The organism is Leucobacter faecis (assembly GCF_054456695.2).
Map to the genome: position 1 here is coordinate 202,070 of NZ_JBTJER020000001.1, position 26,903 is coordinate 228,972.

Annotated in this window: 22 protein-coding genes and 1 tRNA gene; 11 read left to right on the forward strand and 12 right to left on the reverse strand. The window is 64.1% G+C overall.

Translation table 11 applies throughout. The features are described from left to right. Positions 1 to 333 precede the first annotated feature (333 nt). Together ACXR2W_RS00940 and ACXR2W_RS00945 are read right to left on the reverse strand one after the other, a co-directional pair. The gene (locus tag ACXR2W_RS00940; RefSeq protein ID WP_458815387.1) at positions 334 to 678 is read right to left on the reverse strand and encodes a spore germination protein GerW family protein; all 345 of its coding nucleotides are present in this window, start codon (positions 676 to 678) and stop codon (positions 334 to 336) included. Positions 679 to 721: 43 nt separating this feature from the next. Continuing rightward, a complete protein-coding gene (locus tag ACXR2W_RS00945; protein ID WP_458815405.1) occupies positions 722 to 1,546 on the reverse strand; it encodes an SGNH/GDSL hydrolase family protein in 825 nt (274 codons plus the stop codon). An 85-nt stretch (positions 1,547 to 1,631) separates the two neighbouring features. Here ACXR2W_RS00945 and ACXR2W_RS00950 point away from each other — a divergent pair, with 85 nt between their 5' ends. The 4 genes from ACXR2W_RS00950 to ACXR2W_RS00965 all read left to right on the forward strand — a co-directional run bounded on the left by ACXR2W_RS00950 (position 1,632) and on the right by ACXR2W_RS00965 (position 7,682). Next, on the forward strand, positions 1,632 to 3,440 hold the full coding sequence (locus ACXR2W_RS00950) for a DEAD/DEAH box helicase (RefSeq protein WP_458815389.1): 1,809 nt from the start codon (positions 1,632 to 1,634) through the stop codon (positions 3,438 to 3,440). A 118-nt stretch (positions 3,441 to 3,558) separates the two neighbouring features. Next, the gene (gene ybaK, locus ACXR2W_RS00955) at positions 3,559 to 4,074 is read left to right on the forward strand and encodes a Cys-tRNA(Pro) deacylase (RefSeq protein ID WP_458815391.1); all 516 of its coding nucleotides are present in this window, start codon (positions 3,559 to 3,561) and stop codon (positions 4,072 to 4,074) included. 156 nt (positions 4,075 to 4,230) lie between these two features. Further along, positions 4,231 to 4,315 (forward strand) — tRNA-Leu (locus ACXR2W_RS00960). A gap of 109 nt (positions 4,316 to 4,424) precedes the next feature. After that, positions 4,425 to 7,682: a DEAD/DEAH box helicase gene (locus ACXR2W_RS00965; RefSeq protein ID WP_458815393.1), complete on the forward strand. Its 3,258-nt coding sequence runs from the start codon at positions 4,425 to 4,427 to the stop codon at positions 7,680 to 7,682. 24 nt (positions 7,683 to 7,706) lie between these two features. Here the strand turns inward: ACXR2W_RS00965 and ACXR2W_RS00970 are convergent, their stop codons facing one another. Next, positions 7,707 to 8,360 (reverse strand): TetR/AcrR family transcriptional regulator, encoded by a 654-nt coding sequence (locus tag ACXR2W_RS00970; protein ID WP_458815395.1) that lies wholly within the window; start codon positions 8,358 to 8,360, stop codon positions 7,707 to 7,709. 120 nt (positions 8,361 to 8,480) lie between these two features. Here ACXR2W_RS00970 and ACXR2W_RS00975 point away from each other — a divergent pair, with 120 nt between their 5' ends. Together ACXR2W_RS00975 and ACXR2W_RS00980 are read left to right on the forward strand one after the other, a co-directional pair. After that, entirely contained in the window at positions 8,481 to 9,737 is a 1,257-nt protein-coding gene (locus ACXR2W_RS00975; RefSeq protein ID WP_458815397.1) for a nucleotide disphospho-sugar-binding domain-containing protein, read from the forward strand. After that, a complete protein-coding gene (locus tag ACXR2W_RS00980; RefSeq protein ID WP_458815399.1) occupies positions 9,734 to 11,656 on the forward strand; it encodes an RCC1 domain-containing protein in 1,923 nt (640 codons plus the stop codon). The genes ACXR2W_RS00975 and ACXR2W_RS00980 overlap by 4 nt, the downstream gene beginning before the upstream one ends. Positions 11,657 to 11,848: 192 nt before the next feature. Here the strand turns inward: ACXR2W_RS00980 and ACXR2W_RS00985 are convergent, their stop codons facing one another. The 3 genes from ACXR2W_RS00985 to ACXR2W_RS00995 all read right to left on the reverse strand — a co-directional run bounded on the left by ACXR2W_RS00985 (position 11,849) and on the right by ACXR2W_RS00995 (position 14,482). Then, positions 11,849 to 12,940: a hypothetical protein gene (locus tag ACXR2W_RS00985; RefSeq protein ID WP_489948820.1), complete on the reverse strand. Its 1,092-nt coding sequence runs from the start codon at positions 12,938 to 12,940 to the stop codon at positions 11,849 to 11,851. A 404-nt stretch (positions 12,941 to 13,344) separates the two neighbouring features. Continuing rightward, positions 13,345 to 14,115, reverse strand: coding sequence for an ABC transporter ATP-binding protein (locus tag ACXR2W_RS00990; protein WP_458815403.1), 771 nt, complete (start codon positions 14,113 to 14,115; stop codon positions 13,345 to 13,347). 61 nt (positions 14,116 to 14,176) lie between these two features. Then, positions 14,177 to 14,482 (reverse strand): hypothetical protein, encoded by a 306-nt coding sequence (locus ACXR2W_RS00995; RefSeq protein WP_458812266.1) that lies wholly within the window; start codon positions 14,480 to 14,482, stop codon positions 14,177 to 14,179. A gap of 140 nt (positions 14,483 to 14,622) precedes the next feature. Here ACXR2W_RS00995 and ACXR2W_RS01000 point away from each other — a divergent pair, with 140 nt between their 5' ends. Further along, positions 14,623 to 15,735 carry an ATP-binding protein gene (locus ACXR2W_RS01000; protein WP_458812269.1) on the forward strand — a complete coding sequence of 371 codons (1,113 nt, stop codon included), beginning with the start codon at positions 14,623 to 14,625 and terminating at the stop codon, positions 15,733 to 15,735. A gap of 71 nt (positions 15,736 to 15,806) precedes the next feature. On the opposite strand, the gene ACXR2W_RS01005 is transcribed toward ACXR2W_RS01000, so the two are convergent. The 6 genes from ACXR2W_RS01005 to ACXR2W_RS01030 form a co-directional block, all read right to left on the reverse strand. Further along, complete coding sequence (locus ACXR2W_RS01005) at positions 15,807 to 16,757, reverse strand: EamA family transporter (RefSeq protein ID WP_458812272.1); 951 nt, start codon at positions 16,755 to 16,757, stop codon at positions 15,807 to 15,809. A gap of 103 nt (positions 16,758 to 16,860) precedes the next feature. After that, complete coding sequence (locus tag ACXR2W_RS01010) at positions 16,861 to 17,829, reverse strand: EamA family transporter (RefSeq protein WP_458812275.1); 969 nt, start codon at positions 17,827 to 17,829, stop codon at positions 16,861 to 16,863. Beyond that, the gene (locus ACXR2W_RS01015; protein ID WP_458812278.1) at positions 17,826 to 19,268 is read right to left on the reverse strand and encodes a cytochrome b/b6 domain-containing protein; all 1,443 of its coding nucleotides are present in this window, start codon (positions 19,266 to 19,268) and stop codon (positions 17,826 to 17,828) included. The genes ACXR2W_RS01010 and ACXR2W_RS01015 overlap by 4 nt, the downstream gene beginning before the upstream one ends. 3 nt (positions 19,269 to 19,271) lie before the next feature. Beyond that, complete coding sequence (locus ACXR2W_RS01020; RefSeq protein ID WP_458812281.1) at positions 19,272 to 20,240, reverse strand: electron transfer flavoprotein subunit alpha/FixB family protein; 969 nt, start codon at positions 20,238 to 20,240, stop codon at positions 19,272 to 19,274. 13 nt (positions 20,241 to 20,253) lie between these two features. Then, positions 20,254 to 21,030: an electron transfer flavoprotein subunit beta/FixA family protein gene (locus ACXR2W_RS01025; RefSeq protein ID WP_458812284.1), complete on the reverse strand. Its 777-nt coding sequence runs from the start codon at positions 21,028 to 21,030 to the stop codon at positions 20,254 to 20,256. A gap of 20 nt (positions 21,031 to 21,050) precedes the next feature. After that, complete coding sequence (locus ACXR2W_RS01030) at positions 21,051 to 21,179, reverse strand: hypothetical protein (protein WP_458812287.1); 129 nt, start codon at positions 21,177 to 21,179, stop codon at positions 21,051 to 21,053. 120 nt (positions 21,180 to 21,299) lie between these two features. Here ACXR2W_RS01030 and ACXR2W_RS01035 point away from each other — a divergent pair, with 120 nt between their 5' ends. The 4 genes from ACXR2W_RS01035 to ACXR2W_RS01050 all read left to right on the forward strand — a co-directional run bounded on the left by ACXR2W_RS01035 (position 21,300) and on the right by ACXR2W_RS01050 (position 26,817). Then, complete coding sequence (locus ACXR2W_RS01035) at positions 21,300 to 22,685, forward strand: flavin monoamine oxidase family protein (protein WP_458812290.1); 1,386 nt, start codon at positions 21,300 to 21,302, stop codon at positions 22,683 to 22,685. Positions 22,686 to 22,776: 91 nt separating this feature from the next. Then, complete coding sequence (locus ACXR2W_RS01040; protein ID WP_458812293.1) at positions 22,777 to 23,379, forward strand: TetR/AcrR family transcriptional regulator; 603 nt, start codon at positions 22,777 to 22,779, stop codon at positions 23,377 to 23,379. Between the two features lie 148 nt (positions 23,380 to 23,527). Continuing rightward, positions 23,528 to 25,567, forward strand: a complete 2,040-nt coding sequence (locus ACXR2W_RS01045) for an acetate--CoA ligase family protein (protein ID WP_458812295.1) — start codon at positions 23,528 to 23,530, stop codon at positions 25,565 to 25,567. A gap of 86 nt (positions 25,568 to 25,653) precedes the next feature. Next, complete coding sequence (locus ACXR2W_RS01050; RefSeq protein ID WP_458812298.1) at positions 25,654 to 26,817, forward strand: acyl-CoA dehydrogenase family protein; 1,164 nt, start codon at positions 25,654 to 25,656, stop codon at positions 26,815 to 26,817. Positions 26,818 to 26,903: the final 86 nt, after the last annotated feature.

Below are 26,903 nucleotides of genomic sequence, written 5' to 3' on the forward strand. Positions count from 1 at the left end.
CCCCGCGCCTGGTGCCGCACTATGTTGTGGCTGAGGGGACATTAAAACACCCTTTTTGGCCCCCACGCCCTCATTTGCCAGAAGAATCGGTCTTTGGTGCAACGGATGCGGGAAAAGACTCATTCGCCTGAGCTGTTGCCCCAAAGCCTCGACATGTGCACTGCACGCCAGGACTAAAGCGGCGCGAGTTAAGAGCTCAAAGATCTGAAGCGTTCTCACACCTCAGACGTGACTCGTGCTGGATCCAGCGACTCCCGCGTCGCGCAGGATGACCGGGTTGGGAACAGCCCAGAATGTTCGGGGCGCGCACCAGGGCGCCCCGTGGTCGTGAAACTAGCGCTTGAGTGCTCGAATCACGCGTGCCAGCGCGCGCCCCGCAACGCACACGAACGGAACACCCACCACGAGCAGCGCGATGATGTTCGGTTCGAAACGGGTTACGCCGTCGCGTGAGACGTATGCACCGACAGGGATCGACATGCCGCCGCCCCCGCCGCCCGAGCCTTCGCCCTGCGCGACATCGTCGGCACCAGCGCCGCCCTCGCCCGCGCCAAACCCAAAAGAGGTGCATGCTACGGGCATGATAGTTGCGTCACCGAGCTCTACGGGATCGCCATAGGCCGAACGGACGCCCACCTGCGTGACAGTGTCTGCAATTTGCTTCGTGAGGAGTGCCATGGGCTCAGCCTATCTGCCCGCGCGGCGGCTGTCAGCTGTGCGCTTACTCCGAAGCGTGGTTGGGGTGCGACAGATGCTCGGGTACCGGGCGCTTCGCGGTAATACCGTCGCCCGATGAAACATGCTTGATGCGCCGAATGACCCAGGGGACAAGGTGCTCGCGCGCCCAGACCACGTCCTCTTTGCGGGCCTCACGCCAGGTGTGGCTCGGCAGCGGTGGCGGGTCAAGCGGCTGCAGCCTATGCGGCACGCCGAGCGCATCAAGCGCTGCCCGCGCAATGGTGTGGTGACCGAGCGCGTTCAGGTGCAGCCGGTCATCGGCCCAGTAGCGGGGGTCTTGCAGCTCGTCAATGGCCCACTGGTCGACAACGATGCAGTCGTGTCGCTGAGCCACCTTGCGTACGTTCTCGTTAAAGATCGCGACCTTGCCTCGGATCGTGCGAAACACCGGCTGAAACGCGGTATCGACACCGGTGAACATGATGATCGTGGCGCCCGACTCCTTGAGCCGCGTGATGGCGGCGTCGAGCCTGGCCGCGACCTCGTCGGGGTCTGATCCGGGGCGAATCACATCGTTGCCACCCGCGCAGATGCTGATGAGATCGGGGCGCAGATCGAGCGCGTGTTCGATCTGTTCCTCTGAGATTTGCTTGATGAGCTTGCCGCGCACAGCGAGGTTCGCATACGAGAATTCGTTGCTGAAGCTCGAGAGCACGTCTGCGAAGCGGTCGGCCCAACCGCGCAAGCCGCCTGGGCTGTCGGGATCCGGATCGCCTACCCCCTCAGTGAAAGAGTCGCCGAGGGCCACGAACCGTGACCAGGGCAATTCAATCGTTGGGTCGTCGCCGTGCGGCGTCATTTCGTGCATCGTCATGGTTCGGGGCTCCCCTGTCACTCGTGGAGCAGTGTTACCTGAACGCGCGCTCCGGCTCTGGGAGCTAGTCTAGAGTGTTGTGACAGATTCGGATCCAGGCCTACATCTTCCCGGTACGAGTGCCGCCGAACTGCTCCCTCCCGCTTACCCTGAGCGGGCCGCGCACGGCACCGCTGGCACGCTGCGAGCGTGGCAGGAGGAAGCGATTCGAAAGTACCTCGACGCTTCGCCGCGCGATTTTTTGGCGTCGGCGACCCCTGGTGCGGGCAAGACCACATTTGCGCTGAGGCTCGCCGCGATTCTGCGCTCGAACCACACCGTGCAGCAGATCATCGTGGTCGCCCCGACCGAGCACCTGAAGAATCAGTGGGCAGACGCCGCCGCGCGAGCGGGCATTCGGCTCAACCCGAGCTATTCCAACTCAGATGGGCTCGGCTACGGGCGGCACTACCACGGCGTGGTCGTAACGTACGCGCAGGTTGCGATGAAGCCCGTGCAGCACAGGCTGCTGACCGAGAACATGGACACGCTCGTGATCATGGACGAAGTGCACCACGGCGGCGACGCGCTTAGTTGGGGCGACGCGATCTACGAGGCCTATGGCACGGCGCGCCGCCGGTTGTCGCTCACAGGCACGCCGTTTCGCTCTGATGATGCGCCGATTCCCTTCGTGCAGTACGCACCACAGGGTGACGGGTCACGCATCTCGCTCACCGACTACGACTACGGCTACGGCCGGGCCCTGTCTGACGGCATCGTGCGCCCGGTGATCTTCATGGTCTATGCCGGCAAAATGCGGTGGCAGACGTCAGCCGGCGAAGAAATGGAAGCAGCCCTCGGCGAAGGCAACACGAAGGATGTGACCAGCCAAGCCTGGCGCACCGCTCTTGATCCGGCGGGGGATTGGATCGCGAAGGTGCTGCGTGCCGCAGATCGCAGGCTCACCGAGGTGCGCCAGCAGATTCCCGACGCGGGCGGGCTCGTGATTGCGACTGATCACGCGGCCGCGAAGGCCTACGCCTATCAGCTGCGCGAGATCACCGGCGAAAATGTGGCCCTGATCCTGTCTGATGAAGAGGGAGCGTCGGCCCGCATCGACGATTTCTCGCAGGGCACCTCGCGCTGGATGGTTGCGGTGCGCATGGTGTCTGAGGGGGTGGACGTGCCCCGGCTCGCGGTGGGCGTGTATGCGACGAGCTCGTCGACGCCAATGTTTTTCGCGCAGGCCATTGGGCGCTTCGTGCGCTCGCGTCGCCGCGGCGAGGTTGCGTCAGTGTTTATTCCTAACGTGCCTGCGCTTATGCAGCTCGCGGCCGAGCTCGAGAAAGAACGCAACCACGTGCTCGAGGGGCCTAAGAGCGCCGAAGAGATGTGGGACGCCGAGGCCGCCATGATGGCTGACGCGGAGCGCGAAGACAAAGCGTCATCTGAGCTGCTTGAGCAAGAGTTTAAGTACCAGGCGCTGGGGTCAGACGCGCACTTTGACCGTGCGGTGTTTGACGGCGCAGAGTTTGGTGGCTACGCCGAGGTCGACAGTGAAGAGGAACTCGACTTTCTCGGGTTTCCGGGCCTGCTCGAACCAGAAGACGTGAAAGCACTGCTGCAGGCCAGGCAGTCTCGGCAAGCAAAACGCAGCGCTTCACGGCAGGGCATCGTGGAGCACGCCCCCGAGAAAGCGCAGGCGCCCGAGGCGCTACACCGCACGCTCGGCGAACAGCGCAAACTGTTGTCGCAGCTGGTGGGCATGTATGCGCGAGTGTCGGGTGAACCGCACAAGGATGTGCACACTGAGCTGCGCCGCGTCTGCGGTGGGCCCGCTGTCGCGCAGGCATCAGTGACGCAGCTGCAAAAGCGCATCGAGTTGCTGCGCAGGCGGCTGCGACCGTAGGGTCTCATGCCGGCTGCGCGGTGCGGCCCGCGGTGCTGGCCGCGGCGCTGTGGCGCCGGCCGCCGATACGCGGTGCCGCCCGCCGATTTACGGTACCGCCCGCCGATACACTGTGCGCATGGCAAAGAAGGCAGCAAAAAGCGCGACTGGCAGGCAGGGCAGCACAGGCACGCCCGCAACCGTGGCGCTCACGCGTGCGCAGATACCGTTTGCAGCGCGCAGCTATACGCACGACCCGGCAGAGACCGATTTTGGGGCCGAAGCCGCACGTGAGCTCGGCATCGCCGCTGATCGCGTTTACAAGACCCTGCTCGTCGAGGTCGATGGAAAGCTTGCCGTCGCGGTGGTGCCGGTGAGCGGCAAGCTCGACCTCAAGTCGATCGCCGCGGCGCGAGGCGGCAAGCGTGCGGTGATGGCAGACCCCGCGCTCGCTGAGCGCAAAACGGGTTACGTGGTGGGCGGCATCAGCCCGCTGGGGCAGCGCACCTCGCTACCGACCGTGATCGATGAGTCTGCGCGGGCGCACGACACTGTGCTCGTGTCTGGTGGCAAACGTGGATTCGACATTGAGCTCGCCCCCGCAGACCTTGCGCGGGCATGCGGAGCGACGTGGGCCGAGATTGGCCGGGCCTAGGCGCGCATCGCCATGCGTGCGCGAGAACGCAGAATTGGCGCGATTATGCGCGACACACGCGAGATCCCGCACTGATTCGAGGCGAGCTTCGAAGCCGTGCTAAATTATTACTTGTTCGGCCGGTGAGCGAGAAAGCGAAACTGGCCGGAATGATTCGCGCGGGTGGCGGAATGGCAGACGCGCTAGCTTGAGGTGCTAGTGCCCGTATTAGGGCGTGGGGGTTCAAGTCCCCCTCCGCGCACGTGGATCAAAAACCCCCGGGTGAGAGAAATCTCACCCGGGGGTTTTTCTATTCCTGCCATCAGAATGGGCTCCTACGCGAGGCCAGATCTTCTACGATGAGAAGCGCGATGAATACTCCCGAGCGGCCCGCAGGCACGTCACCAGATCACACCACCGGTGCGACCGCCCCGCCTGCCACGCCAGCCAATTCTTGGCGCTCGAGGGTCGCGCAGCTTGCAGGGCCTGCTCAGCTCGCCAATCTCGATCCGGATCATGCGTCCGACGGTGCTGGCATCAAAGACGGTGCCGGTGCTGGTCATACCCGCCTCGCGCTGCAGTTTGAAGTGCGCGAGCTGATTCCGCGCACGTCCGAACGCTGGAACGGGCCCACGTCACGCTCTGTGAAGCGTGGGCAAGAAGCGGGCAGCGGGGCATACCGGCTGGGCGCGCGGCCGGCGCTGCGTACCCAAAAGGGGTGGGCGAGGGGCACGCTCACATGGTCGAACATCGGCCACAGGGGAGGCAGGCTCAACCTTGACTCGGCGCAGCAGCGCTGGTTTCGGCAACTGTACGCGCTGCACAGGGCGGCCGAGACCGTCACGCTCGGCTTCGACGCGAACTGGGTGCTGCTTGACGACTTTGTGAGCCCTGCCCTCTGGACGATGCTGGGCGAGGCCGAGCAGTTGGGTATTGAACTGGTTTCTGCGGGCACCCACGCGCCGGTGCACCTGCATGCGCACGCGCAGCTGAGCCTCGACGCAACGGCGGGCCGGGCGGGAGAGCTCCAACTGCGCCCGTTGCTGACGCTCGACGGGCGCGCGACCCCGCTGCGCGGCGGCGGCGTGATCGGCGATCACGGCCTCTACCTGGCCGAGCACGACGGTGACCGTACGGTGCACCTGGCGCCCGTAGCGGGCGGCTTCACACCTGCCGAGATTGCGCTGCTGCGCGACGGTGTTGGCGGCGACCGTGCTGGCGGCGACCTTGCAGGCGGCGGCGCTGGCGGTGGCGACCAAGGCGGCGGCGCTGGCGGTGCGGGTGGTTTCGAAGCCCGCGACGCACCGCCGCTCGTGGTGCCAGCGGCCGAGCGCGAAGCATTCTTTACAGACGGCCTGCCCGCGCTGCGTCATAGTTTTCGGGTCTCGGGCAGTGATGGCTCGGTGCAGCTGCCCGAGCCGCAAAAGCTTGGCCTGCAGCTCACCGTCGCGTGGCGGCGCGGGCACAAACTCACGCTGAGCTGGGCCGTCGTGGGCGAAAGCGCGCTGCGTGAGGCGGCCACGGCGCAGCACCCGACACTGGCTGAGCTGTTACCGCCCGCGCTGCAGCAATCGGGGCTGCTGCCAGCGAGCTGGGGTAGTGACGCTCTGCCGGCGCCCGACGCTCTGCCAGCACCCGTAGAACTGCGCGGGGCCGACGCGGCAGAGTTTCTGAGCCGCGTCGTGCCCGAGCTTGAGCAGGTAGCGGGCATACAGGTGCGTAAGACGGGCGCGGCCCCAAACTACCGCGAGGCCGCCGGCCCGCCGAAACTCACTGTCACCACCGTGCCCAGCGAGACCGAAGACTGGTTCGACCTGGGTGTGCTCATCACGGTCGACGGCAAAACGGTGCCGTTTGGGCCGCTGTTTCGGGCGCTCGCTACGGGCAAGAAAAAGCTGCTGCTCGTCGATCACACGTACCTGTACCTAAATCACCCTGCACTGGCTCCCCTCACCGAGCTGATCGCCGAGGGGCAAGACCTCGACGAGTGGGAGACCGGGCTGCGCGTCACGCGGCACCAAGCCGCGTTTATCGCTGACTTTGAAGACCTTGCTGAAGAATCACCGGAGGCCGAAAAGTGGCGCGCCCTCGTGCGCGACGTGGGGCGTGAGCACCCGGCGCCTGTGCCCATTCCGCAGGGCGTCAACGCGCAGTTGCGTCCCTACCAGCGCGCGGGTTTTCACTGGCTGGCTTTTCTGTGGCGCAATCGCCTGGGCGGTATTCTCGCCGACGATATGGGGCTGGGCAAGACGCTGCAGTGCCTCACACTCATCGCCTGGGCGAAGGCGGGCGATGCCGGGCACGAGACGCCCGAACGCCGCCCGTATCTCGTCGTTGCACCGACCTCTGTCGTAAGTAATTGGGTCGCCGAGGCCGCCCGTTTCGCCCCCGGGCTGCGGGTGATCGCGCGCACCGCGACCGCGGCGGCCTCGGGGCGCACGGTCGCGCACGACGCTGCCCAAGCCGACATCCTCGTGACGAGCTACGCGCTGTTTCGTCTCGACTACGAGCAATACCGCGGCGTGTGTGAAGATCCGGATCTTGGCCTTGCGGGCCTGATTCTCGACGAAGCGCAGTTCGTGAAGAACGCGCGCGCCGTGGGTAACGAGCTCGCCGTGCAGCTGCCGGTCGCGTGGAAGCTCGCGGTCACGGGCACGCCGATGGAAAACTCGCTGCGCGAGTTGCACGCGATCTCACAGATCGTGGCGCCCGGACTGTTTCCGTCGGCGAGGCGGTTCGAAGAAGAATACGTGCGTGCGATCGAGCGCCCCGCCCCGGGTGTTTCGGTGGGCCGCGGCGCCGGGAGTGGCCCTGAGACGCAGGCGGGCCTGCGCACCAGGCGCATTGCGGCACTGCGGCGCAGGCTGCGTCCGTTCTTGCTGCGCCGCACGAAGGAGCTTGTAGCGACAGAGTTGCCCGAGAAGCTAGAGCAGGTGCTCGAGATCGAGCTGGCGCCCGCGCACCGGCAGCTCTACGACGCGTTCTTGCAGCGTGAGCGGCAGAAACTGTACGGGCTCATTGAAGATATTGACCGCCACCGGTTCACCGTGTTTCGCTCGCTCACGCTGCTGCGCATGCTCGCGATCGATGCCTCGCTCATTGACGAACAGTACACAGATCTGCCCTCGGCGAAGCTCGACGCGCTCACCGAGCAGGCGACCGAACTGGCGGCTGAGGGCAGGCGTGCGCTCGTGTTCAGTCAGTTCACGTCGTTTCTAGACCTGGCCGAGGCGCGTCTGGGCGCTGAGGGTGTGCGCACGGTGCGGCTCGATGGAAGCACGCGCAACCGCGACGCGGTCATTGAAGCGTTTCGCCGGGGCGAGGCCGATGTGTTTCTGATCAGCCTCAAGGCCGGGGGAGTGGGCCTCAACCTCACCGAAGCAGACACTGTGCTGCTGCTCGACCCGTGGTGGAATCCGGCGAGCGAAGCGCAGGCGATCGACCGCACCCATCGCATCGGTCAGCAGGCGCCGGTGCACGTGCTGCGCATGATCGCGCTCGGCACGATTGAGGAGAAGGTGCTGGCGCTGCAGCGGCGCAAGCGGGCCCTGTTTGATGCGGTGGTCGACGACGAACAGCTGTTTGCGCGTGCGCTCACGGCCGATGACGTGCGAGCGCTGCTCGACTGAGCGTGGTCTTGTGGGTGGGCGGGGTCATTCTTGGGCGCAGGTGGTGAGTATGGTCCGGGCGAGCCAGGTCTCGTAGTCGGGTTGGCTCCAGCCCGCGCCGAGTACGAGCTGGTTGTAGCCCTCGGGTGATAGTAAAAATGAGATGGTGTCAGCGAGCGTCTCCCGTAGCTGGGCAGTGTTTGCGAGTTCGCGGCGGCGGAGTTCATCAACAAGCACGAGTATGTCTGCGCGGCGGCGTTGTTGCAGCCCGTCGAGCTCCTTGCTGAGGAGGGTGTCGGAGTTGGCGGCTGACAGGAGTGTCGTCCAGAGCGTGCTGCTGCGCCGGTTGGATTCGGCTACAAAGTGCACGATGCCTGCGAGATAGCGGGTGTGGTCGGGTTCAGCGGTGATTTCGGTGACCGGGCCGTGGCTCGCGAGCGAATCAATGCTGTCGCTTCCGGCGAAGCTGTGTGTGAATGCGTCAAGCAGTAGGCGACGCTTGGGGCCGCCGAGTTTCACGGTTTCGACCGAGACGCCCGCTGTTTGAGCGATGTCAGAGAGAGAGGTACCGGTGTAGCCCGAGGCGGCAAACAGGTCGGCTGCGGCTTCCAAGATTCGGGATCGTGTTGCGGCGGCCTGGTTGGCGCGCACCTCGGAGTGGTACTGGCGATTGCGTGGCCGTGACTCCTGACCCGACATATTGACTTGCCTCCAAGGTTAGTGAATACTTTGACGTTAGACAGATTACCTTGGTCTGCAACTTAACGAAAGCCGCGCATGAGCTCATTCCTGATCTGCAGCACCCCTGTTCATGGCCACGTGACACCGTTGTTGACGGTTACGCGGCATCTTGTGCAGCAGGGCCATCGGGTGCGTTTCTTGACCGGGCAACGGTACGCCAGCAAGGTGCAGAGTACGGGGGCCGAGTTTCTGGCGCTCCCCACAGGCGCGGACTACGACGACACCGACATGAATGTCGCGTTCCCTGGCCGAGTCGGCAAAACCGGGGTGGCGGGAATTCGCTGGGACGTGAGCAATATTTTCTTGGCACCCGCGCCGGTGCAGATGCGAGCGGTCGATGCCGCAATCGCGCAGGAGCCGGTCGACGCGATCCTCGTGGAGAGCATGTTTATTGGGGCCGTCGGGCTGCTCTCGAGGCCCCGTGCCGAGCGGCCCGCGATTGTGAACCTCGGTATCATCCCCCTGGGAGTGGAGAGCCGTGACACTGCCCCGTTCGGCCTGGGGATTCTTCCGAAGCCTGGCGTGCTGGGGCGGGCACGCAACGCCGTGCTTGCCGTGCTCACGAAGAAGGTCATCTTTGGTGGCGTGCAGAAGCAGGCCGAGCAGATCATATTTGAGGCAACCGGGCAGAAACTCGACGGCTTTTTTATGTCGGGCGCTTCGAAATCCGATGCGATTGTGCAGTTCACCGTTCCCGGTTTTGAGTACGAACGACGCGACCTGCCTGAGACGGTGCACTTCGTGGGACCACTGTCACGCGCCACGGAGAGTGACGGCACGTTGCCTGAGTGGTGGTCTGAGCTAGATGGGTCACGGCCCGTGGTGCACGTGAGTCAGGGCACGATCGCGAACACCGATTACGACGAACTCATCACCCCCACGATGACTGCACTCGCGAATGACGATGTGCTCGTGGTCGTCAGCACGGGTGGGCGACCACTTTCGACTCTGCCGTCGCAGCTACCGGCGAACGTGCGGGTGGCGGAGTACCTGCCGCACGACAGACTGCTGCCCCTTACCGACGTGTATGTGAGTAACGGCGGGTACGGCGGAGTGCATTATGCGCTTGAACATGGGGTGCCGCTGGTGGTCGCAGGCGCGACCGAAGACAAAGCCGAAGTCGCTGCCCGTGTGCAGTGGACGGGTGCTGGGGTGCGTCTGCGTACGAACCGGCCGACACCTGCGCAAGTGGGGGCGGCGGTGCGACGGGTGCTCGCTGACCCGGGCTACGCCGAACGCACCCGAAAGATTGGTGCAGAAATTGAGGCGTCGAGCGGGCTTACGGGCCTGGAAACGGTGCTTGAAACACTGGTGACGAAGGCGGTGCAGGAGTGAGCGTGCGTAACGTGTTGCGGGGAGTACTCGCTGTCAGTGTGGTGCTGGGGCTAGTCGGGGTGGGAGCCGCGGCGAAAGCGGTGCCGGATCCGGCGAGTGGGCCTGTGACAGGGGGTACCGAGGTCACGATTGAACCACCTCCAGGGGTGACCTTCACGCAGGTGAGTGCGGGCTATTTGCATTCGGTCGCGGTTGCTGCAGATGGTGCCGTGTATGCCGGGGGATACAACAGCTCCGGGCAGTTGGGTGACGGTACCAATACGGGCAGTAGTGTGCCGGTGCCGGTGGAGATGCCTGACGGGGTGACTTTTACGCAGGTGAGTGCAGGCTCTTTGCATTCGGTCGCGGTTGCTGCAGACGGTACCGCGTATGCCTGGGGAGACAACAGCTCCGGGCAGTTGGGTGACGGTACCAATACGGGCAGTAGTGTGCCGGTGCGGGTGAAGATGCCTGACGGGGTGACTTTTACGCAGGTGAGTGCAGGATCTTTGCATTCGGTCGCGCTTACTGAAGACGGTACGGCGTATGCCTGGGGAGCCAACAGCGGCGGGCGGCTGGGTGACGGTACCAACACGGGCAGTAGTGTGCCGGTGTCGGTGGAGATGCCTGTTGGGGTGACTTTTACGCAGGTGAGTGCCGGCTATTTGCATTCGGTCGCGCTGGCTGCTGACGGTACGGCGTATGCCTGGGGAAACAACAGCGACGGCCAGTTGGGTGACGGCACCAACACGAGCAGTAGTGTGTCGGTGCCGAAGCCGGTGCAGATGCCTGCGGGGGTGACCTTCACGCAGGTGAGTGCCGGCTACTGGCATTCGGTCGCGGTTGCTGCAGATGGTGCCGCGTATGCCTGGGGATATAACGTCGCCGGGCAGCTGGGTGACGGCACCCACACGAGCAGTAATGTACCGGTGCAGGTGGAGTTGCCTGCGGGGGTGACCTTCAAACAGGTGAGCGCCGGCGGTTCGCATTCGGTCGCGGTTGCTGTAGACGGTGCCGCGTATGCCTGGGGAAGCAACGTCTTCGGGCAGCTGGGTAACGCTACCAACACGGGCAGTAATGTGCCGGTGCAGGTGGAGTTTCCTGCGGGGGTGACCTTCAAGCAGGTGAGCGCCGGCGGTTCGCATTCGGCCGCGGTTGCTGCAGACGGTACCGCGTATGCCTGGGGAAGCAACAGCAGCGGGCAGCTGGGTGACGGCACATTCGTGAACCGTAATGTGCCGGTGCGGGTGCTTACGCAGACGACTGTAACGGGGGTTTCGTTTGGCGGGATCAGTGCAACCAATCTCGTGGATAACGGCGACGGATCGTGGACGGCCACCACCCCACCCCACGCTGCCGGCCCCGTCGATGTCGTTGTGTCGTGGGAGCTGAACGGAGTGGTGCAACCCGACATCACTTATGCAGGCGCGTTCACCTATGTCGTCCCCGATATTGCACCGACGGTGACTAACCCGGCGGATCAGTCGGTGACGGCGGGAGACACAGCCACGTTTACGGTCGATACGACGGGTACTCCTGAGCCGAGTTTGTTGTGGGAGTTCAGCACCGACGATGGTGCCACCTGGAACGCTGTTGCTGCAGCGGATGGCACGGTGAGTGGTGACGGGAAGACGTTGACGGTTGCGGCGACGGAGGCGTTGTCTGGAACCCAGTATCGGGTGACGGCCGAGAATAGTGCCGGTGCGGTGACGAGTGCCGCAGCGACCTTGACCGTGACTTCAGCGTCGGTGAAACCACCGGTCACTGATCCGGTGACGCCGCCAGCCACTGACCCGATGGTTCCGCCAGTCGTTGACTCGGTGGGTGCAAAGGGCCTAGCCCACACGGGCAGCGATCCTGTGTCGTCTATTGCGGCAGCCGTTCTCCTCGTGCTAGTTGGAGTTGGCCTGGTGCTCGCCTCGCGGCGCAAGCAGGCGTAGGCGTGTGGCGCATTCGCCCCAAATATTGAGTCGAATGCGCCAGTTACTAGAATGCGAAACACCCATCACGCCGAGTTGTTTTTTGCCGCACAACGCTCCGGGCGATGATTGCAAGCGTTAGATATGACATGAAGGTCGAGACCGATTTTGAGGTTCGGGCCTTACGTTTCCCGGGGCTCCACCACTATTGACTCATCGTCGTTTCTGCCATCGAATCACGAGGAGTGCCCCAACGCCTAGCGCCAGCATTGCGAGCGGGATTGGTGTGAGGAGAAGCAAAGTCACTGTGAGTGCACCGAGGATTGCGATCAGCGGCTCACTGATTGCCCAGCCAATTTGCATGACGATGCTGAAGTCACCCACCGGCGTATTGACGGGCGTGAGCAGGCTCGGAGGTAGCGGCCCCTTCAACGCGTTACTTAAACGAAGTGCCAACGCCAGGACGCCGATCGTACTCACTCCGGGAAGTGCAACTGCAAGTGGAACGCCGTTGATGCACGCGGTGACGGTTGCAAACGTGATGAGGGTGGTGAGCAGCGCAACGAGGGGAAAGAGAGTATGCAGGAGTAGGAGGCGCCGGTCGCTGACGCCATACAACGGGTAGTCGCCCGCGACACTTGCGGCGTGCTGAAGTCCTTTGGCGAGCGGGCCAGCCGCACCGTAGATCACGATCCCAGCTGCGCCAGCCAGAAGTGCCGATGGAGTGCCGGGTAGGAGCGAGAGCGTCATCAGGACTCCAGACGCAGCGGTACCTGTGATGCCTCCGAGTAGGCGGCCGGGCGTTCGGGCCTGTCCGACCAAGTCTCGCAGCAAGAACGTCGCCCACAGTCGTCGGCTCGGGGTGATGAAACGAATGTCGCGCCCAAGGCGAGGTTTAGGTTCGTAGAGGGCAGCCGCTGAGTCGAAGTCGAGCGAGAATGAGAATGCCGTGGCCCGTTCCCACTGCGCGGCCTGCGTGCTGAGTTGCATCTGGGTGAGACGGCCCAGCAGTGCTGGAGCCATGACGATGGATGCGGCGGCAAGCGCACCCGTACCAAGTGGTGACAGGGCACTCGATCCCGTGAACGGGTAAGTCGCTCCCACCCACCCCCAGGGCGTGAACGCGAGCACCTCCGCTCTCGCAAGACTCACTCCCGAAAGCACAAGCACGATCAACGAAACCGCGAGTGCCGCTTGGGGGTAGACCTGCCCAACAAGCCACAACATTGCGGTTACGACGCCAGTGGATATAGCAGAAGCAACAAACACGATCACGTGCTCGGACTGTGCGTGGCCATCACCCATCAGCGCCATCCCCACAAGCCCCGCGGCGGCGGCGCACGCTCCAGCGAAGACCGTTGCGGAGTGGAGCATTGGGGGCCGGAGCGCGAGGGCACGACGGATGCCGCTGCCGGCTAGCGCGTGAAGCAGAAATGGCGGCAAGAGCGCTGGGCCGCGCTTTCGCCCCACCAGCAATGCCCCGACCCAGAGCACCGCAACGATCATTGAAACTGCGTTGGTAGCGTTCGCGGAGGATAGGACGGCACGCCCGGCCGGGGTGTTCAAGGCAACCCACAGTGCACGGATGATGGGCACGATCACGATCACAGCGACCAGGAGAAAGACATAGAGCGAGTAGACCTTGCCCGCGCCAGATCGTTCTTGCCGTGCCCGCCAAATGCCTAGAGCTGCCGACAACTGTAGGGCGCTCATGCGTGACAACCGAGCGTGATGGCGAGATCAGCTGCACGCGTCGCAAGACTGCTGCTGTGCGTAGCCGCAATGATGGTTGCCCCGGCTGCTCGACGTTCCAGCATCGCTTGAGCGAGCAGCTCGACCCGGCCAGGGTCGAGTCGTTGCTCGGGTTCGTCGATGAGGAGCACCTCGAAGGGGCGTACGAACACCAGCGCAAGCCCGAACAGCTGGGTCTGCCCTGAGGAGAGCTCATGAGGAAACCGCGACCCTAATTTGGTGAGACTGAACTCAGCGAGCACGCGGCGGGTGGCTGCTTCCACTGATTCGGGGTCCGATTCCCAGGTTGAGGACACGAGTGCGACATGGTTGAACACGGTTAGGTCAGATGCCATCGGCGGCAAGCCGATCATGACCGCCATCTTGCGACGAAACTCGGGGTCGCGTTCATTCACCGGCTGGCCGCTCACCTGAACTGTGCCCGTTGTCTGTTGAATGCGTCCCGCCAAGATGCGTAGGAGCGTTGTCTTACCTACCCCGTTCTCGCCGCGCAGCGCTACAATTTGGCCCCGACTTGCCTGGAACGTTGTTGGTGGGAGCAAAGTTGTGTCGCCAGCCGTCACGCCTGCCGCGTCAACCTTGATGAGTGGCGGCTGAAGACGCGGTGGGGTATCGGCACACTGTGATTCTGGAGTAAGTGGGGGAACCGGATAGTTCGTATGGAAATTTTTGTGGTGCACAATTCGCCTTTGGTCGCTTGCTGGCAATCTGAATTGATTTGATGCCACCCACGACAGTGCAGCGAACGCTCAGCGCCCGGGGGGGGGGGGGGGGCGAGAATCGAGCTATTTAGCAGTGGGCGGCGAGCAAGCCCGAGGGGGCACGCGAGCGTACTGTTCCGCTGGTGCCCGGAGCGACGGGGCGAAGCAGCTGCCAAGCGCCCAGCGTTGCCGTATGAACAATCGACTGTTGAACAGGCGTGAAGTGCCGGTGACACAGGGTGCGCGCGAAACGCTGGATGAGTGGAACCGCAGCGATCAGCGCGAGCGCCAAGAGCACGAAGGCGAACGGAAGTGGAACATCTGGAGTCAGCGGCAGCACGCCCAAATACAGCAACAGCAAAGTGAGCTTCATCGACGCCCAACGCTTCTCCACTACATTCACCTCCAACCACCATCAGACTAGCCGACAGCTTCGCCCGATACTCGCTCGCCACGTCTGGTCCGAAGCAATTCACTCTTGTTCACAATGTACACAGGAGTACACTGGGCACACAGCTATTCATAGGAGTATCCGTGATCGATCGGCACATAACTCAGAACCCCTTTCGGCCCACAGCAGGGGCCGAGCCGCCGCAGCTCATTGGTCGAGCGGGACTGTTGGACGAATTCTCCTACGGTCTGCACATCCGATCCGGTGCCCCTGGCCTACTCACGATTTTCACCGGCGCCCGCGGAATAGGGAAGACCGTCATGCTCGGAGAAGCCGAAGACATCGCTCGCACCCGGGGGTGGCTGGTGATCTCAGAGACGGCCACGACAGGCTTCTTGGGCCGAATTGGTGAAGCCATGCGCTCATCATCTGAAGAGCTCGGGCCGGGGCCCGCGGTTCGGCGGATTACGGGCATCGGAGCAGCTGGATTCTCAATCACTTCTCAGTTGCCCCCGGCCCAGCAATTGGGGTGGCGGCAACTCGGAGAACAGCTGCTGCATTTGCTTGAGAAAAAACGCACAGGGTTGGTCATCACCCTAGATGAGATTCACGGTGCCAACCGCGACGAGCTTGCGCAATTGGCCGCCTTCGTGCAGCACTTTATCCGTGACGGGCTCCCCATCGCGCTACTGTTTGCGGGTCTGCCCGCCTCCGTATCCGACCTGCTCAACGAGGGCGTCGCAACGTTCCTGCGTCGAGCCGATCGCATTGATTTGCATGCCGCAGCAGTTCGCGAAGTCGAAGACTCCTACCAAGAAACGTTCGCAAACCTGGAGCACCCAATTTCTCGGGAGTTTGTGCGAAAGGCGGCCACATCCACCGGTGGCTACCCCTTTCTTATTCAGCTCGTGGGTTATCACTTATGGCAGATGGCCGAGGCGAAAAGCGGCCCGCTGGAAGAGGTAGACGTCGATCTAGCGTTGGCCGCCGCACATCGAAGGAACACTCGTGTGGTGCTTGCTGCGGCCTTGGCTACGGCGTCACCCAAGGATCTCGACTTTCTGCGCGCAATGTCAGAGGATGAAGGCCCGTCGAACACGGCAGACATCGGACGACGGCTCGGGGCTGCGAGGAACACGATCGGCAACTATCGGGCTCGACTTATCGATGCGGGGCTTGTGCAGCCGGCGGGGCGCGGGCTCCTAGAATTTGCCGTGCCCGGCCTGCGGGAGTATGTCTCGGGAAGGGCCCAATAGTTCGCTGAACGCGCAGGCGGTCATCACGATCGAAAGAACCTTATGGCCCGGGCATCACGTCCGCTTCGTCACTATTGCAGCGGCGTCGCTGCCGCTCGCCGCGCGGCCCGCAGTTCGCCCAGTTTCACCGCGACCACGCCCGCCAAGATGAGGCCGGCGCCAAGCCACTGCGTACCGGTGGGCACAATCGCGAGCAGCACGATCGTCCACACGATGCCAAAGAGCGGCTCAGAGTAACCGGTGAAGCTCGCGACCGTCGCACCGAGCCTGCGAGAAGCCGACACCCCCAACACGTACGCCAGCACCGTAGATATGAGTGCCATGCCCGCGACCACAAACACCGGTGAGACTTCGGCGCCAGCGATGACGGGGTCTACGCTCGTCACGGTGAACGGTAGGAGGCCGACCGCGCTCACGATCGCAAGGCTCACCGCCGCCACCGCTAGCCCGAGACCCACAAACGGCAGCGGCGCGATACCGTGATCCGACGCGGCCCCCGCCGCATAGTACGCGGCGTTGCCGACGGCCGCGATGAGCGCGAAGGCGATGCCGAGCGGGTGCAGGGAACCGCCCGCGGCGAGCCCCGAGATCGTCACGAGCCCGAGCACCGCCACGGCCGCGCCCACGAGTGTAAGTGGCGGCGGGGCGACGCGGCTGCGCGCCCAGATCCACAGCATCAGGAGCACGGGCCCCATGAACTCGATGAGTAGCGCGAGGCTGGGCGCGATGAACTGCACCGCGAAGAAGAATGCGAGCTGGCACGCCACGACCGCGAGGAGACCGAACATGAGAATGGGGCGCCATGCCCGCAGTACCTGACGCCACTGACCGCGCAAGGCTAGGGCTGTGGGCACAGCGAGCACGAGCGCTGCGACGCAGATGCGGGCCGTAGCAGCGGCCCCCGCAGACCAGCCAGCCACGATCAAGGAGCTCGCAAAAATACCCGACAGCGCAAAACTTGCCGCCGAACCGACCGCGAGCACAAACCCAGAAAGGGTTGCCTGCCGCACCGCACCAGTCACCGTGATCTCTCCTTCGCGAGCGGGCTTCGATGAACGCTCACAGGTGCGAGCGTAGCGCTTTTCGGTCGGCACGCTTGGCGACGTGTGTCACACGGCTCATTGATCAAGCCGTGAAGCCCCGGCGTCGCGCCTGGCGCACCTCGCCGAGCTTGACGGTGACGACCCCCGCCATGATGAGGGCGGCACCGATCCACTGCGCGCCAGTGGGCACAATAGCGAGCAGCAGAATAGTCCAGACGATGCCAAACATGGGCTCTGAATACCCGGTGAAACTGGCGACCGTGGCGCCGAGATGTCGCACCGCGGCAACACCGAGTAGGTAGGCGAGTACGGTCGATAGGAGTGCCAAACAGGCGAGTACGACGGCCACCGGGATCCTGGCCCCCGCAATTACGGGGGTTGCCTGGCCGATCGTGAACGGCATGACGCCGATGGCTGCCGAAACCACGAGTGCAACAGAGGCCACACCGAGGCCGAGCCCCACGAGCGGCAGCGGCGCGATGCCGTGGTTTGCGTCGGCGCTCAACACATAGAAGACGGCGTTTCCCACAGCGGCGGCAAGCGCAAACATGACTCCGAGGGGGTGCAGTGCGCCGCCCGTACCGATGCCCGAGACCACGACGAGCCCGAGCACGGCCGCGCATGCGCCGAACACAGTGAGCGCGTGCGGGGCGCTTCTCAGCCGTGCCCATACCCAGAGCACAAGCAGCACTGGCCCCATGTACTGGATCAGCAAGGCGTAACTGGGAGCGATGTACTGCACCGCGAAATAGTAGGCGAGCTGGCACAGCGTGACGGCGATGAGACCGAACAGCAGCACCGGTTGCCACGCTGCAAGCACCATGCGCCACTGGCCTCGCAGCGCGAGGACGGTGGGCACTGCGAGCACCGCGGTAGCGAGCAACACCCGCACAGTGACGGCGGCCCCCGCCGACCAGCCCGCCTCCATCAACGCCGATGCAAAAATACCCGACATCGCGAACAGGGCGGCCGATCCGATTGCAAAGAGAAACCCCGTGACGCTGCTGGGCTCGGCAGACTGAGTAGCCTGAGCAGTCTCGGCAGCTCTCACCGCGCGCTCACGCGGCCGAACAGCTGGGCAACGGGTGCCACGACCAGCGGGCGCGCGGCCCACACAACCGCGGCGGTAGCGATCAGGCTCGCAGCAAACATCCAGAAGCCGAACCAGCCGGGCTCTGATACCCCCGCGTACATGTGACCGAGGTTCTTCAGCGCGCCGGTGGTGAGTACGAGGAATACGTGCACGATCACGAACAGTACGAAGAACAGCATGACGGGGAAGTGAATAGCGCGAGCGACCTCGAGTGGGTAAAACCGGTTCAACCGAGCGGTGCTCTTGGGCCACCACTCGCTCATGCGTAGCCCCGAGATGATCGCGAGCGGGGCTGCGATGAAGACGACGGTGAAGTACATGAGCTGCTGCAGGCTGTTGTAGTTCACCCAGCCGTCTTCGATCGGCCACTCGAGTGTGAGGTACTGCAGCATGGCCGACGCCGCGTTCGGAAACACCTCCCAGCTCGTGGGAACGATGCGCGCCCAGTGTCCCGACGCAAACAGCAGCACCACAAAGGTTACGCCTGTGGCCATCCACAGCACGTCAACACTCGTGTGCAGCCACAGATAGAGCGAAGTCTTCTTACCGCCGCGGCGCGGGGTAAAGAACGCCTGGGGGGTTTGCTGGTGGCGCACGAGCAGCCCGGTGCGCACGATCAAGGCCATGAAGAAGAAATTCAAGAAGTGAGTCCAGCGTGCCCAGGCAGGAAACCCGTCTGCGACAAACGCCGGGAGCGCATACTCTCCCGGGTACCGCGCAATGAACTCGGGCGCGCCTGGCAGGGTGGTGACGCCCCTCGCCGCCAGCACAATGACGCCTGCCGCGGCGACGAGCACCACGGCCCAAAGGACCGCTTTGCGCACGACGCGCGGGGCCTCATCTGGCCCCGGATCAGAGGCCGCAGCGGGGACCGGCGGTACCGAAGCATGCGGGGGAGCTGAAGCATGCGGGGGAGCTGGAGCTTGCGGGGGAGCCGCTTGCTGGATCGTTGCCTGAGGGAAGACTTCGGCCTCGGGGTGTAGCGCCGGTTTGGGGATCGGTGCGGGCCCTGTTGCGGGCTCTGCCGCGGGCTTCACCTCGGGAGCTGCCGCTAGGCCGACCGTTGCTGGCGGCCAGGCCTCGCCGCCGACCAAACGGGGCAGCCCCCGTCGCAGGTTCTGGCCGCGCGTTGCCGTCGCCGGTGAATGGCCTGGCGGGGGAGCCGGTGCCTGCGAAGTCTCGATCATGGGTGCAGCTTGAGCGGGCAGAGGCGCAGCAGGAGGCGTTTGAGCGGCCTGAGCGGCCTGAGTGGCCTGAGCGGCATGGGTCGTGGGCTCCGCTGCCCGCGAGCCCTCGACTACTTCGCCCTCGACTAGCTCACCCTCGAGGATGGGCCAGGGGGCGCCGCCCACGACACGGGGGAGGCCGCGACGGATCGGTTGAATGAGCTGAGCCATGAGCTACTGCTTTCGAGCTTCGAGCGCCGCGACCAGCTGCGGCACGACAGTGAACAGGTCCCCGACGACACCAAAGTCGGCGACCTCAAAGATGGGTGCGTCGGCGTCTTTGTTGACCGCGACAATCGTCTTGGACGTCTGCATGCCCGCCCGATGCTGAATTGCGCCCGAGATGCCGAGCGCGATGTACAGCTGCGGCGACACTTGCACGCCTGTCTGCCCCACCTGGGTAGACGCATCCACGTAGCCTGAATCGACGGCGGCTCGTGACGACCCGATCGCCGCGCCGAGACTATCGGCGAGCTGCTCGACGAGCGCGAACTGTTCGCGTGACGCGAGCCCGCGGCCACCCGCTACCACCCGTTTTGCGCCTCGGAGCTCGGGGCGCGACGACACTGCCGCTGTGAGATCGATGGACTCGATGACCGCGCTGCGCTTCGACGAGCTCGAGACCTCAAGCTGCTCGGCGACGAGGGGCTGCGCCTTTGCTCGGGCCTCGATGGAACCCTGGCGAACCGTGATGATGGGGGCACCGAACGTGGGAGCAGACTCGAGCGTGTAAGCGCCGCCGTACGCCGAGTGCCCTGCAATCACGCCCTGGGGGTCGCGTGAAACGCCCACGGCGTCGACCAATTGCGCAGCTCCCGAGCGCGCGGCGTAACCCCCCGCAGTGTCGCGGCCGTCCAATGAGTGGGACACGAGAATCGCGTCTGGGTCGATATGCGCCGCTGCCGCGCTGAGTGCGTCCACCGAGTGCGCCGAAAAACGGCTCGTGTCAGGATCCACCGCGATCAACACTCGCGATGCGCCGAGCGCCGCGGCGTGCTCGGCCGCGGGTTCGGTGTCGACCAGGGCGATGGGGGTGCCAATGTTCGCGGCAGCTCCGAGAAGCTCTGCCGCGGCCGGTGAAAGCGCCCCGGAAGGAAGGGTTTCAAGTGCTACGAGGATGGGCTTGGGTGGGTGATCGATCATGATGCTGCGCTTTCTAAATCAGGCGATTCGCGACAAGAAACTCGGCGATCTTTTGGCCAGCGTCGCCCTCGTCGACGATCTTGACGCCGGCTGAGCGTGCGGGGCGTTCGGCCACGCTGAGCATGATGGCGTGCGGCACAGACCAGTCTTCGGCGTCGATGCCGAGATCACTGAGGCCCAGAGTCTCGAGCGGCTTCTTCTTGGCGGCGACAATGCCCTTGAAGTTTGGAAACCGTGCGTCAGGAAATGCCTCGGTGACTGACGCCACCGCCGGCAGCGTGGCTCGCAGCCGTTGCGTGCCTCCGTCAAACGGGCGCACGCCCGACAGTTCGTCTTCCGTGAGTGTGATTTCACTGAGCCCACTCGCGAGCGGTACGGCAAGCAGTTCAGCGATCATCGCCGGTACCGTACCGCCTGCGCCGTCGGTTGAGAGATTACCGGTGAGTACAAGGTCATAGGACTGTCGCGTAATCGCGGCGGCGAGCACACGCGCAGTGAGGCCGAGGTCGGCTCCGATGAGTCCGTCGTCGGTGATGTGTATGGCGGAGTGTGCGCCCATTGATAGTGCCCTGCGCAGGGCTGCGGCGGCGCTGTCGGGGCCCATACTGAGGACGGTAATTTCTGTGTCGCCCGCTGTATCTGCGTGCGAGAGTGCCACCTCGAGTGCGCGTTCGCAGATCTCGTCGAGTACTTTCTCGGACGCGTCTCGCTCGGCAAGGCCGGTCTCGAGGCTGAGTTTTCGGTCCCCGTAGGTGTCGGGGACTTCTTTGACAAGCACGATGATCTTCATCTCAGTCCTTAGAAGAGGGGTTAGCGGGGGGTGAGGCCCGGCGCGTTGATGATGCCGGTCGCTGCTCCGCCGCAGCCGGGTGATTCCATGCGCGCCAAACGGCGCTCAAGCTCGGCTTCGAGCTCGTCACTCGCGTGTTCGTTGTCCACATTGACCTCGATTTCTGATTGGTGAACCAATCAATACGAGAGCATGGAGGAATGGACGGGTGTTGTCAAGTGAAAATTGTTCTTGACTGACTGACCAGTTAACCCATTATGCTGAGGAATATGGACTCGCAAGGAAGCGCAGCGATGGGTTGTCACGTTGAAACGGCAGTGGTCGTGGTGGGTGCTGGCTATGCCGGCCTATCGGCTGCCCTGGCTTTGCATGACCGCGGGGTAGAAGTGTTAGTGCTCGAAGCTGGTGCGCGGGTGGGTGGTCGTACGCTGTCTGCCATAGACGACGCGGGTGTGGTGATAGATCACGGCGGTCAGTGGATTGGCCCCACCCAGCATGATTTTTATGCGCTGGTGAAGCGCTTCGGTGCGCCCACGTTTCCAACGTACCTGGCTGGTCACAATATTGAGCTCTGGCGCGACGGCGTGCAGCGGCACTTTCAGGTCGCAGGGCCCGATGGAGCGCCGGGAATGCCCGAGTACTTGGCGGCGATGGAGCACATCGATCGCCTAGCGCTCGCGGTCAATCTTGATGATCCGGCCCTGACGCCGGGCGCAGAAGCAATGGATAGTGAGACGGTGCACTCCTTTCTCGAGCGCACCGTGCCGAGCGCAGACGCCCGCCTGAGATTTCGTCTCGCGGTGCAGAGCGTCTGGACGGTAGAGCCGCGCGACATCTCGCTGCTGCACTTCTTGTTCTACATCGCGTCGGCGGGTGGGTTTGAACAGCTCATGGAAGCTGAGGGGTGTGCACAGGAGACGCGCTTTGAGCGCGGAGCGCAGTCGATCGCACTTGATATTGCCAGTGTGCTCGGGCCCCGGGTGCACCTCAATCAGCCGGTGCGCGCAGTGACGCAGACCGAGCAGGGTGTGACGGTAGAAACAGGCACACTCACCGTGCATGCCGCGCGCGTGATCGTAGCGACACCGCCGCCCGCCACGGCGCAGATAGTGTTTCGGCCCGAGCTGCCGGTCCCGCGCCGTCGATGGCTGGCCAAATCGCCGATGGGTGACGTGATCAAGATTCACGTGAGCTACGACACCCCATTTTGGCGCTCACGCGACCTGAGCGGAGAGGCCACGATTTACGATGACAGCGCGCTCGGCTTTGTGTTTGATAACTCGCCCCACGATGCGCGCCGCGGGGTGCTGGTGTGCTTTATCTACGCCGACAAGATTGCGCGGTGGCGGGCACTCCCCGCGCCTGATCGCCGCGAAGAAGTGCTCGCAAAGCTCGTAGAGCTCTTCGGCAGCGATGCGCGCGCATGCGTTGATTACGTCGAGAAGGACTGGGCGGTCGAGCCGTTTATCGGTGGCGCCTACGCCGCGAACCCGACCCCCGGCGCTTGGGTGGAGCATGGCCAAGCGGGGTGGCGTGCCGCGACCGGAGCGATTCACTGGGCGGGCACTGAAACCGCGAGCAGGTGGAACGGATACATCGACGGCGCGGTCTCTTCCGGTAGGCGTGCCGCAGAAGAAGTTTTGGAGCTGCTGTAGTGCAGCGGGTCATGGCCTGTGCGTAACAGGAATCACGCAGGCGCTACGATGAAACTCAATTTCCGCAACAGTTTTGAGAGGAAGTGCCGCGATGGTACGCCCGAGTGTTGAAGATGAGCGGCGAGCTCAAATAATGGCGGCGACGCGTCGCGTCATGGTGCAGCGTGGTGTCGCCATGTTGCGGGTCGCAGATGTTGCGCGCGAAGCAAAAGTATCGCCGGGGATCGTGCACTATTACTTTGCGAGCAAAGACGACCTTATCCGAGAGACGTTCGAAGATAATTTTGCAAGCTCAGTTGAGCGGCGCGCCTCACTGCTGGCGCAAAAACTACCCGTTGATGAAAAACTGCAGCTCCTGCTCGACACCTATGTGCCCAAAGACGATGTCACGAGCGAGTCGTGGCACGTATGGCTTGAGCTGTGGGTGGGGGCGCTTCAAGATGAGCAGCTGCGGCGCGTCAACGACGCGGCATACGACGAATGGCGCAGGCTCATTGGTGGCTTGATTGACGAGGGTGTTGAGCAGGGGGTGTTTGTGAGCCCTGATCCGGCATCGGCGGTGAACAAGCTCATTGCCATGCTCGACGGTCTTGCCGTGCAGGCGCTGCTGGGATCGACCGTGATTACGGTCGATAAGATGCAGCGGCTGTGCGCCGAGTTTGTGCGCGACCTGTTGCGCGCCGGCGGCAAGTGAGCCGTGTTTCAATAATCGCCCACGATATTTGAAGACAATCCTTGACGGGCTAACCCGTATCCCGTAAATTAACTGGTGAATCAATTAATGGCAATGACGCCACGGAATAAGGACGAAGATGTTGCTTTCCGCGCAAGACTTTCAGCACGTGAACCCTCGGGTAACACACGACTTGAACGCATTTCATGACCCGGCTTCGGTGGCGGTCATTGGGGCGTCCTCAAACCCCGCCAAGTGGGGGCACTGGCTCGCGATGGGGGCCGGGATTGGGCGCACACGCCGGCGCGTGTACCTGATCAACAGCGCCGGGGGTGAGATCGCAGGGATGCAGAGTTACCCATCGCTCGACAGTCTCCCCGAGGTGCCAGAGCTGCTCGCCATTGCGGTGCCAGGGCACCTGGTGCTCGAGGTGATGCGCGATGCCCTCAGCAAGGGAGTGCGTGCATTTTTGGTGGTGGCCGCGCAGATGCACGACGAAGCCGCCGCGGCCCAGCTGCTCAGCGAGTACGGCGCGCGCATGATCGGCCCGAACAGTCTCGGGATCTATTCAGCCGAGGGCGAGCTGCAGCTGATGTGGGGCAGCATGCGCCCGGGGTCGCTCGCGATCATCTCCCAGAGTGGGCAGCTCGGGAGCGAGATCGCCGCGCTCGGTGTGCGTGCCGGCGTGGGGATCTCGCGCTTTGTATCGCTGGGTAACCAAACAGACGTGCACGCCACCGAGGTCATTCGATCGGTTGCGGGCGACTCGCGCACCAAGACGATCGGTCTCTACCTCGAAGACTTCGCGGGAGCGGGGGAGCTGTTTGCGGCCGTACGCGAGGCAGCCGCCGCTGGCGTGCGTGTACTGCTGCTCACCACGGGTGAGAGCGCCGCGAGTAGGCAACTGGCCCAATCGCACACCGGGGCCATGACGTCGCCCATGGATTTGGTCGACGCGGCCTGCCGAGCCGCCGGCGCCCTGCGGGTCAGTACACCGAGCGACCTGGTGCAGATCGCGTCGTATCTTGATCGTGTCGAAGCGCCCGAGGGGCCGCGCATTGCGGTGATCAGCGACAGCGGCGGACAAGGCGGGATCGCGGCCGATCAGGCGTCGCACCTCGGCCTCGAGCTGCCGCCGCTCAGCGACGCACTGCGCACGCGCATGCACGCGATGCTGTCGGAGCAGGCATCGACGCGCAACCCGATCGACCTCGCGGGGTCGGGCGAAGCGAACCTGAACGTCTATGTCGACCTTGCGCGACTGCTCGCAGAAAGCGGGGAGGTTGATGCGGTGGTCGTGTCGGGGTACTTCTGTAGTTATGGTCACGACACCCCGGCGCTGCACGAAGCCGAGGCGACCGTCGCCGCACGGTTCACCGAAATCGCGGGCGCCCCGGTCGTTGTGCACGCGATGGCAGCAGACAGCCGAGTGGCCGAGCAGCTGCGTGACACCGGCGTGCCTGTGTACGGGCGCATCGAAGACGCCCTGCTTGCCATCACGGCGGCATACGAGCTCGCGGCCCGCACGAGCCGGATCAAAGACCCTGCCACTGCACGCCCTGCGCTTCACCAGGAGGTCGCACCAATCGCGGGTGGCAGTCAGGCCGACCTACGCGCAGCACTTGTGACGGCGGGGTTTCCCTTTCCAGTTGTGCGCACGGTGCGCACCGCCCACGAGGCGGCCGCCGCCGCGAACGAGTTGGGGGGTGCAGTTGTGCTGAAGGCCGCGTGGCTCGCTCACAAAACAGAGGCGGGAGGCGTGGCGCTGGGACTCACGGGTCCCGAGGCCACCGCAGCGGCGTTCGAGAGCATGCACGCTCGAATCGGCGACGGCGCATACACGATCGAAGCGCAAGACACTCGTGAACACGTCGCCGAGTTCATCGTCGCCGCACGTCGCGATCCGGCCTTTGGGCCCGTGATCTCTGTGGGCTATGGCGGCACCGAGACCGAGGTGTGGGAAGACCTGCGCGTCGAGCTCGCGCCGGTCTCGCTCGAAACAGCCCGCGGCATGATCGACGAGCTGCGCAGCGCCAAACTGCTTGCACCCTGGCGCGGCCGGCCCGCACTTGACCGCGACGTATTGGCCCGCGTGGTCTCTGACCTGAGCCACGTATTGGCCGCAAGCCCGGCGGTAGGCGAAATCGAACTCAACCCGGTGCGCGTGGGGCCAGACTCGGCGATCATCGTCGACTGCCTCGCCGAATAACTCAGACTTACCTGCACGTATCACCACTTCATCAATCACCGGCCAGCGCAACCTCGCGCTCGTCGAAACCCCGAAAGGAACCACCGATGGATCTTTTGGAAAGCACCCGCAGCATCTGGCAGCTCACCGACGAGCAGGAGGCAATCGTCGAGCTCTGCCGCGACTTTGCGGCCGAGCAGGTGCGTCCCCGCGGCCGCGAAGTCGACGAGGCCGATGACGGTTCGCCGCTCGACCTCTTCCAAGAAGCCGCAAAGGTGGGCATCACCGACTTCATGATTCCCGAGGAGTTCGGTGGTGGCGGGTTTACTGATCTGTTCACTCAGTGCCTCGTGCAAGAGCAGCTGTGCTGGGGCGACCTGGGCATCGGCAACTTTCTGTGCTCCAACGGCTTCTTCGCCGATCCACTACTCGTGCTGGGCACCCCCGAGCAGAAGGAGAAGTGGCTGCGCCCGCTCACAGGCGAGAACCCGGTGCTCACTGCTCTCGCCACCACCGAACCTGGATCCGGATCAGACGCGGCGGGGATCGTCACCCAGGCCGTGCGCACCGAGGGCGGGTACCTGCTGCGCGGCCAGAAAGCCTGGATCTCGAACTCGGGCTACGCCGACCAGTACGTGGTGTTCGCGAAGACCGATCCGAACGAGCGCTCGCGCGGGGTTAGTGCGTTTCTTGTCAAGAAGGACGCCCCCGGCTTCACGATGGGCGAACCCATGAAGAAGATGGGGCAGCGCGCGATTCGTTGCCGCGAACTGTTCTTCGACGACGTGTTCGTGCCCGAGGAGAACCGCCTGGGTGAAGAAGGGCAGGGCTTCTTTGGCCTCATGAAGACGTTTGATGCCTCGCGTATCGTGCTCGCCGCCGCCGCCACGGGCTGCGCGCGCGCGGCCTACGAGTACGCGCTGAACTACGCGCGTGAGCGTGTGCAGTTCGGCAAGCCCATCATCGAGCACCAGGCCGTCGCGTTTCGACTTGCTGACATGGCGACCCGCATCGACGCCGCCTGGCTGCAGACGCTGCGCGCCGCCAAGATGTTCGACCAGGGCAAGCCGATCGCGCGTGAGGCCGCGATGGCAAAGCTGCAGGCCTCAGAAACCGCGGCGTACAGCACCTGGGCTGCGGTGCAGACGCTGGGCGGTTGGGGCTACTCGCGCGAGTTCCCGGTTGAGCAGTGGATGCGCGACGCGAAACTTGAAGAGATCGAGGAGGGCACCTCAGACATTATGCGCCTCGTGATCTCGCGCAACCTGTAGTGCATTCGGGGCGGGAGCGGCACCAGTCGCCCCGCCCCTATCCCGCGTAATACCCCGCCGTTTCGGCGCTGAGACAGGAGTCCCAC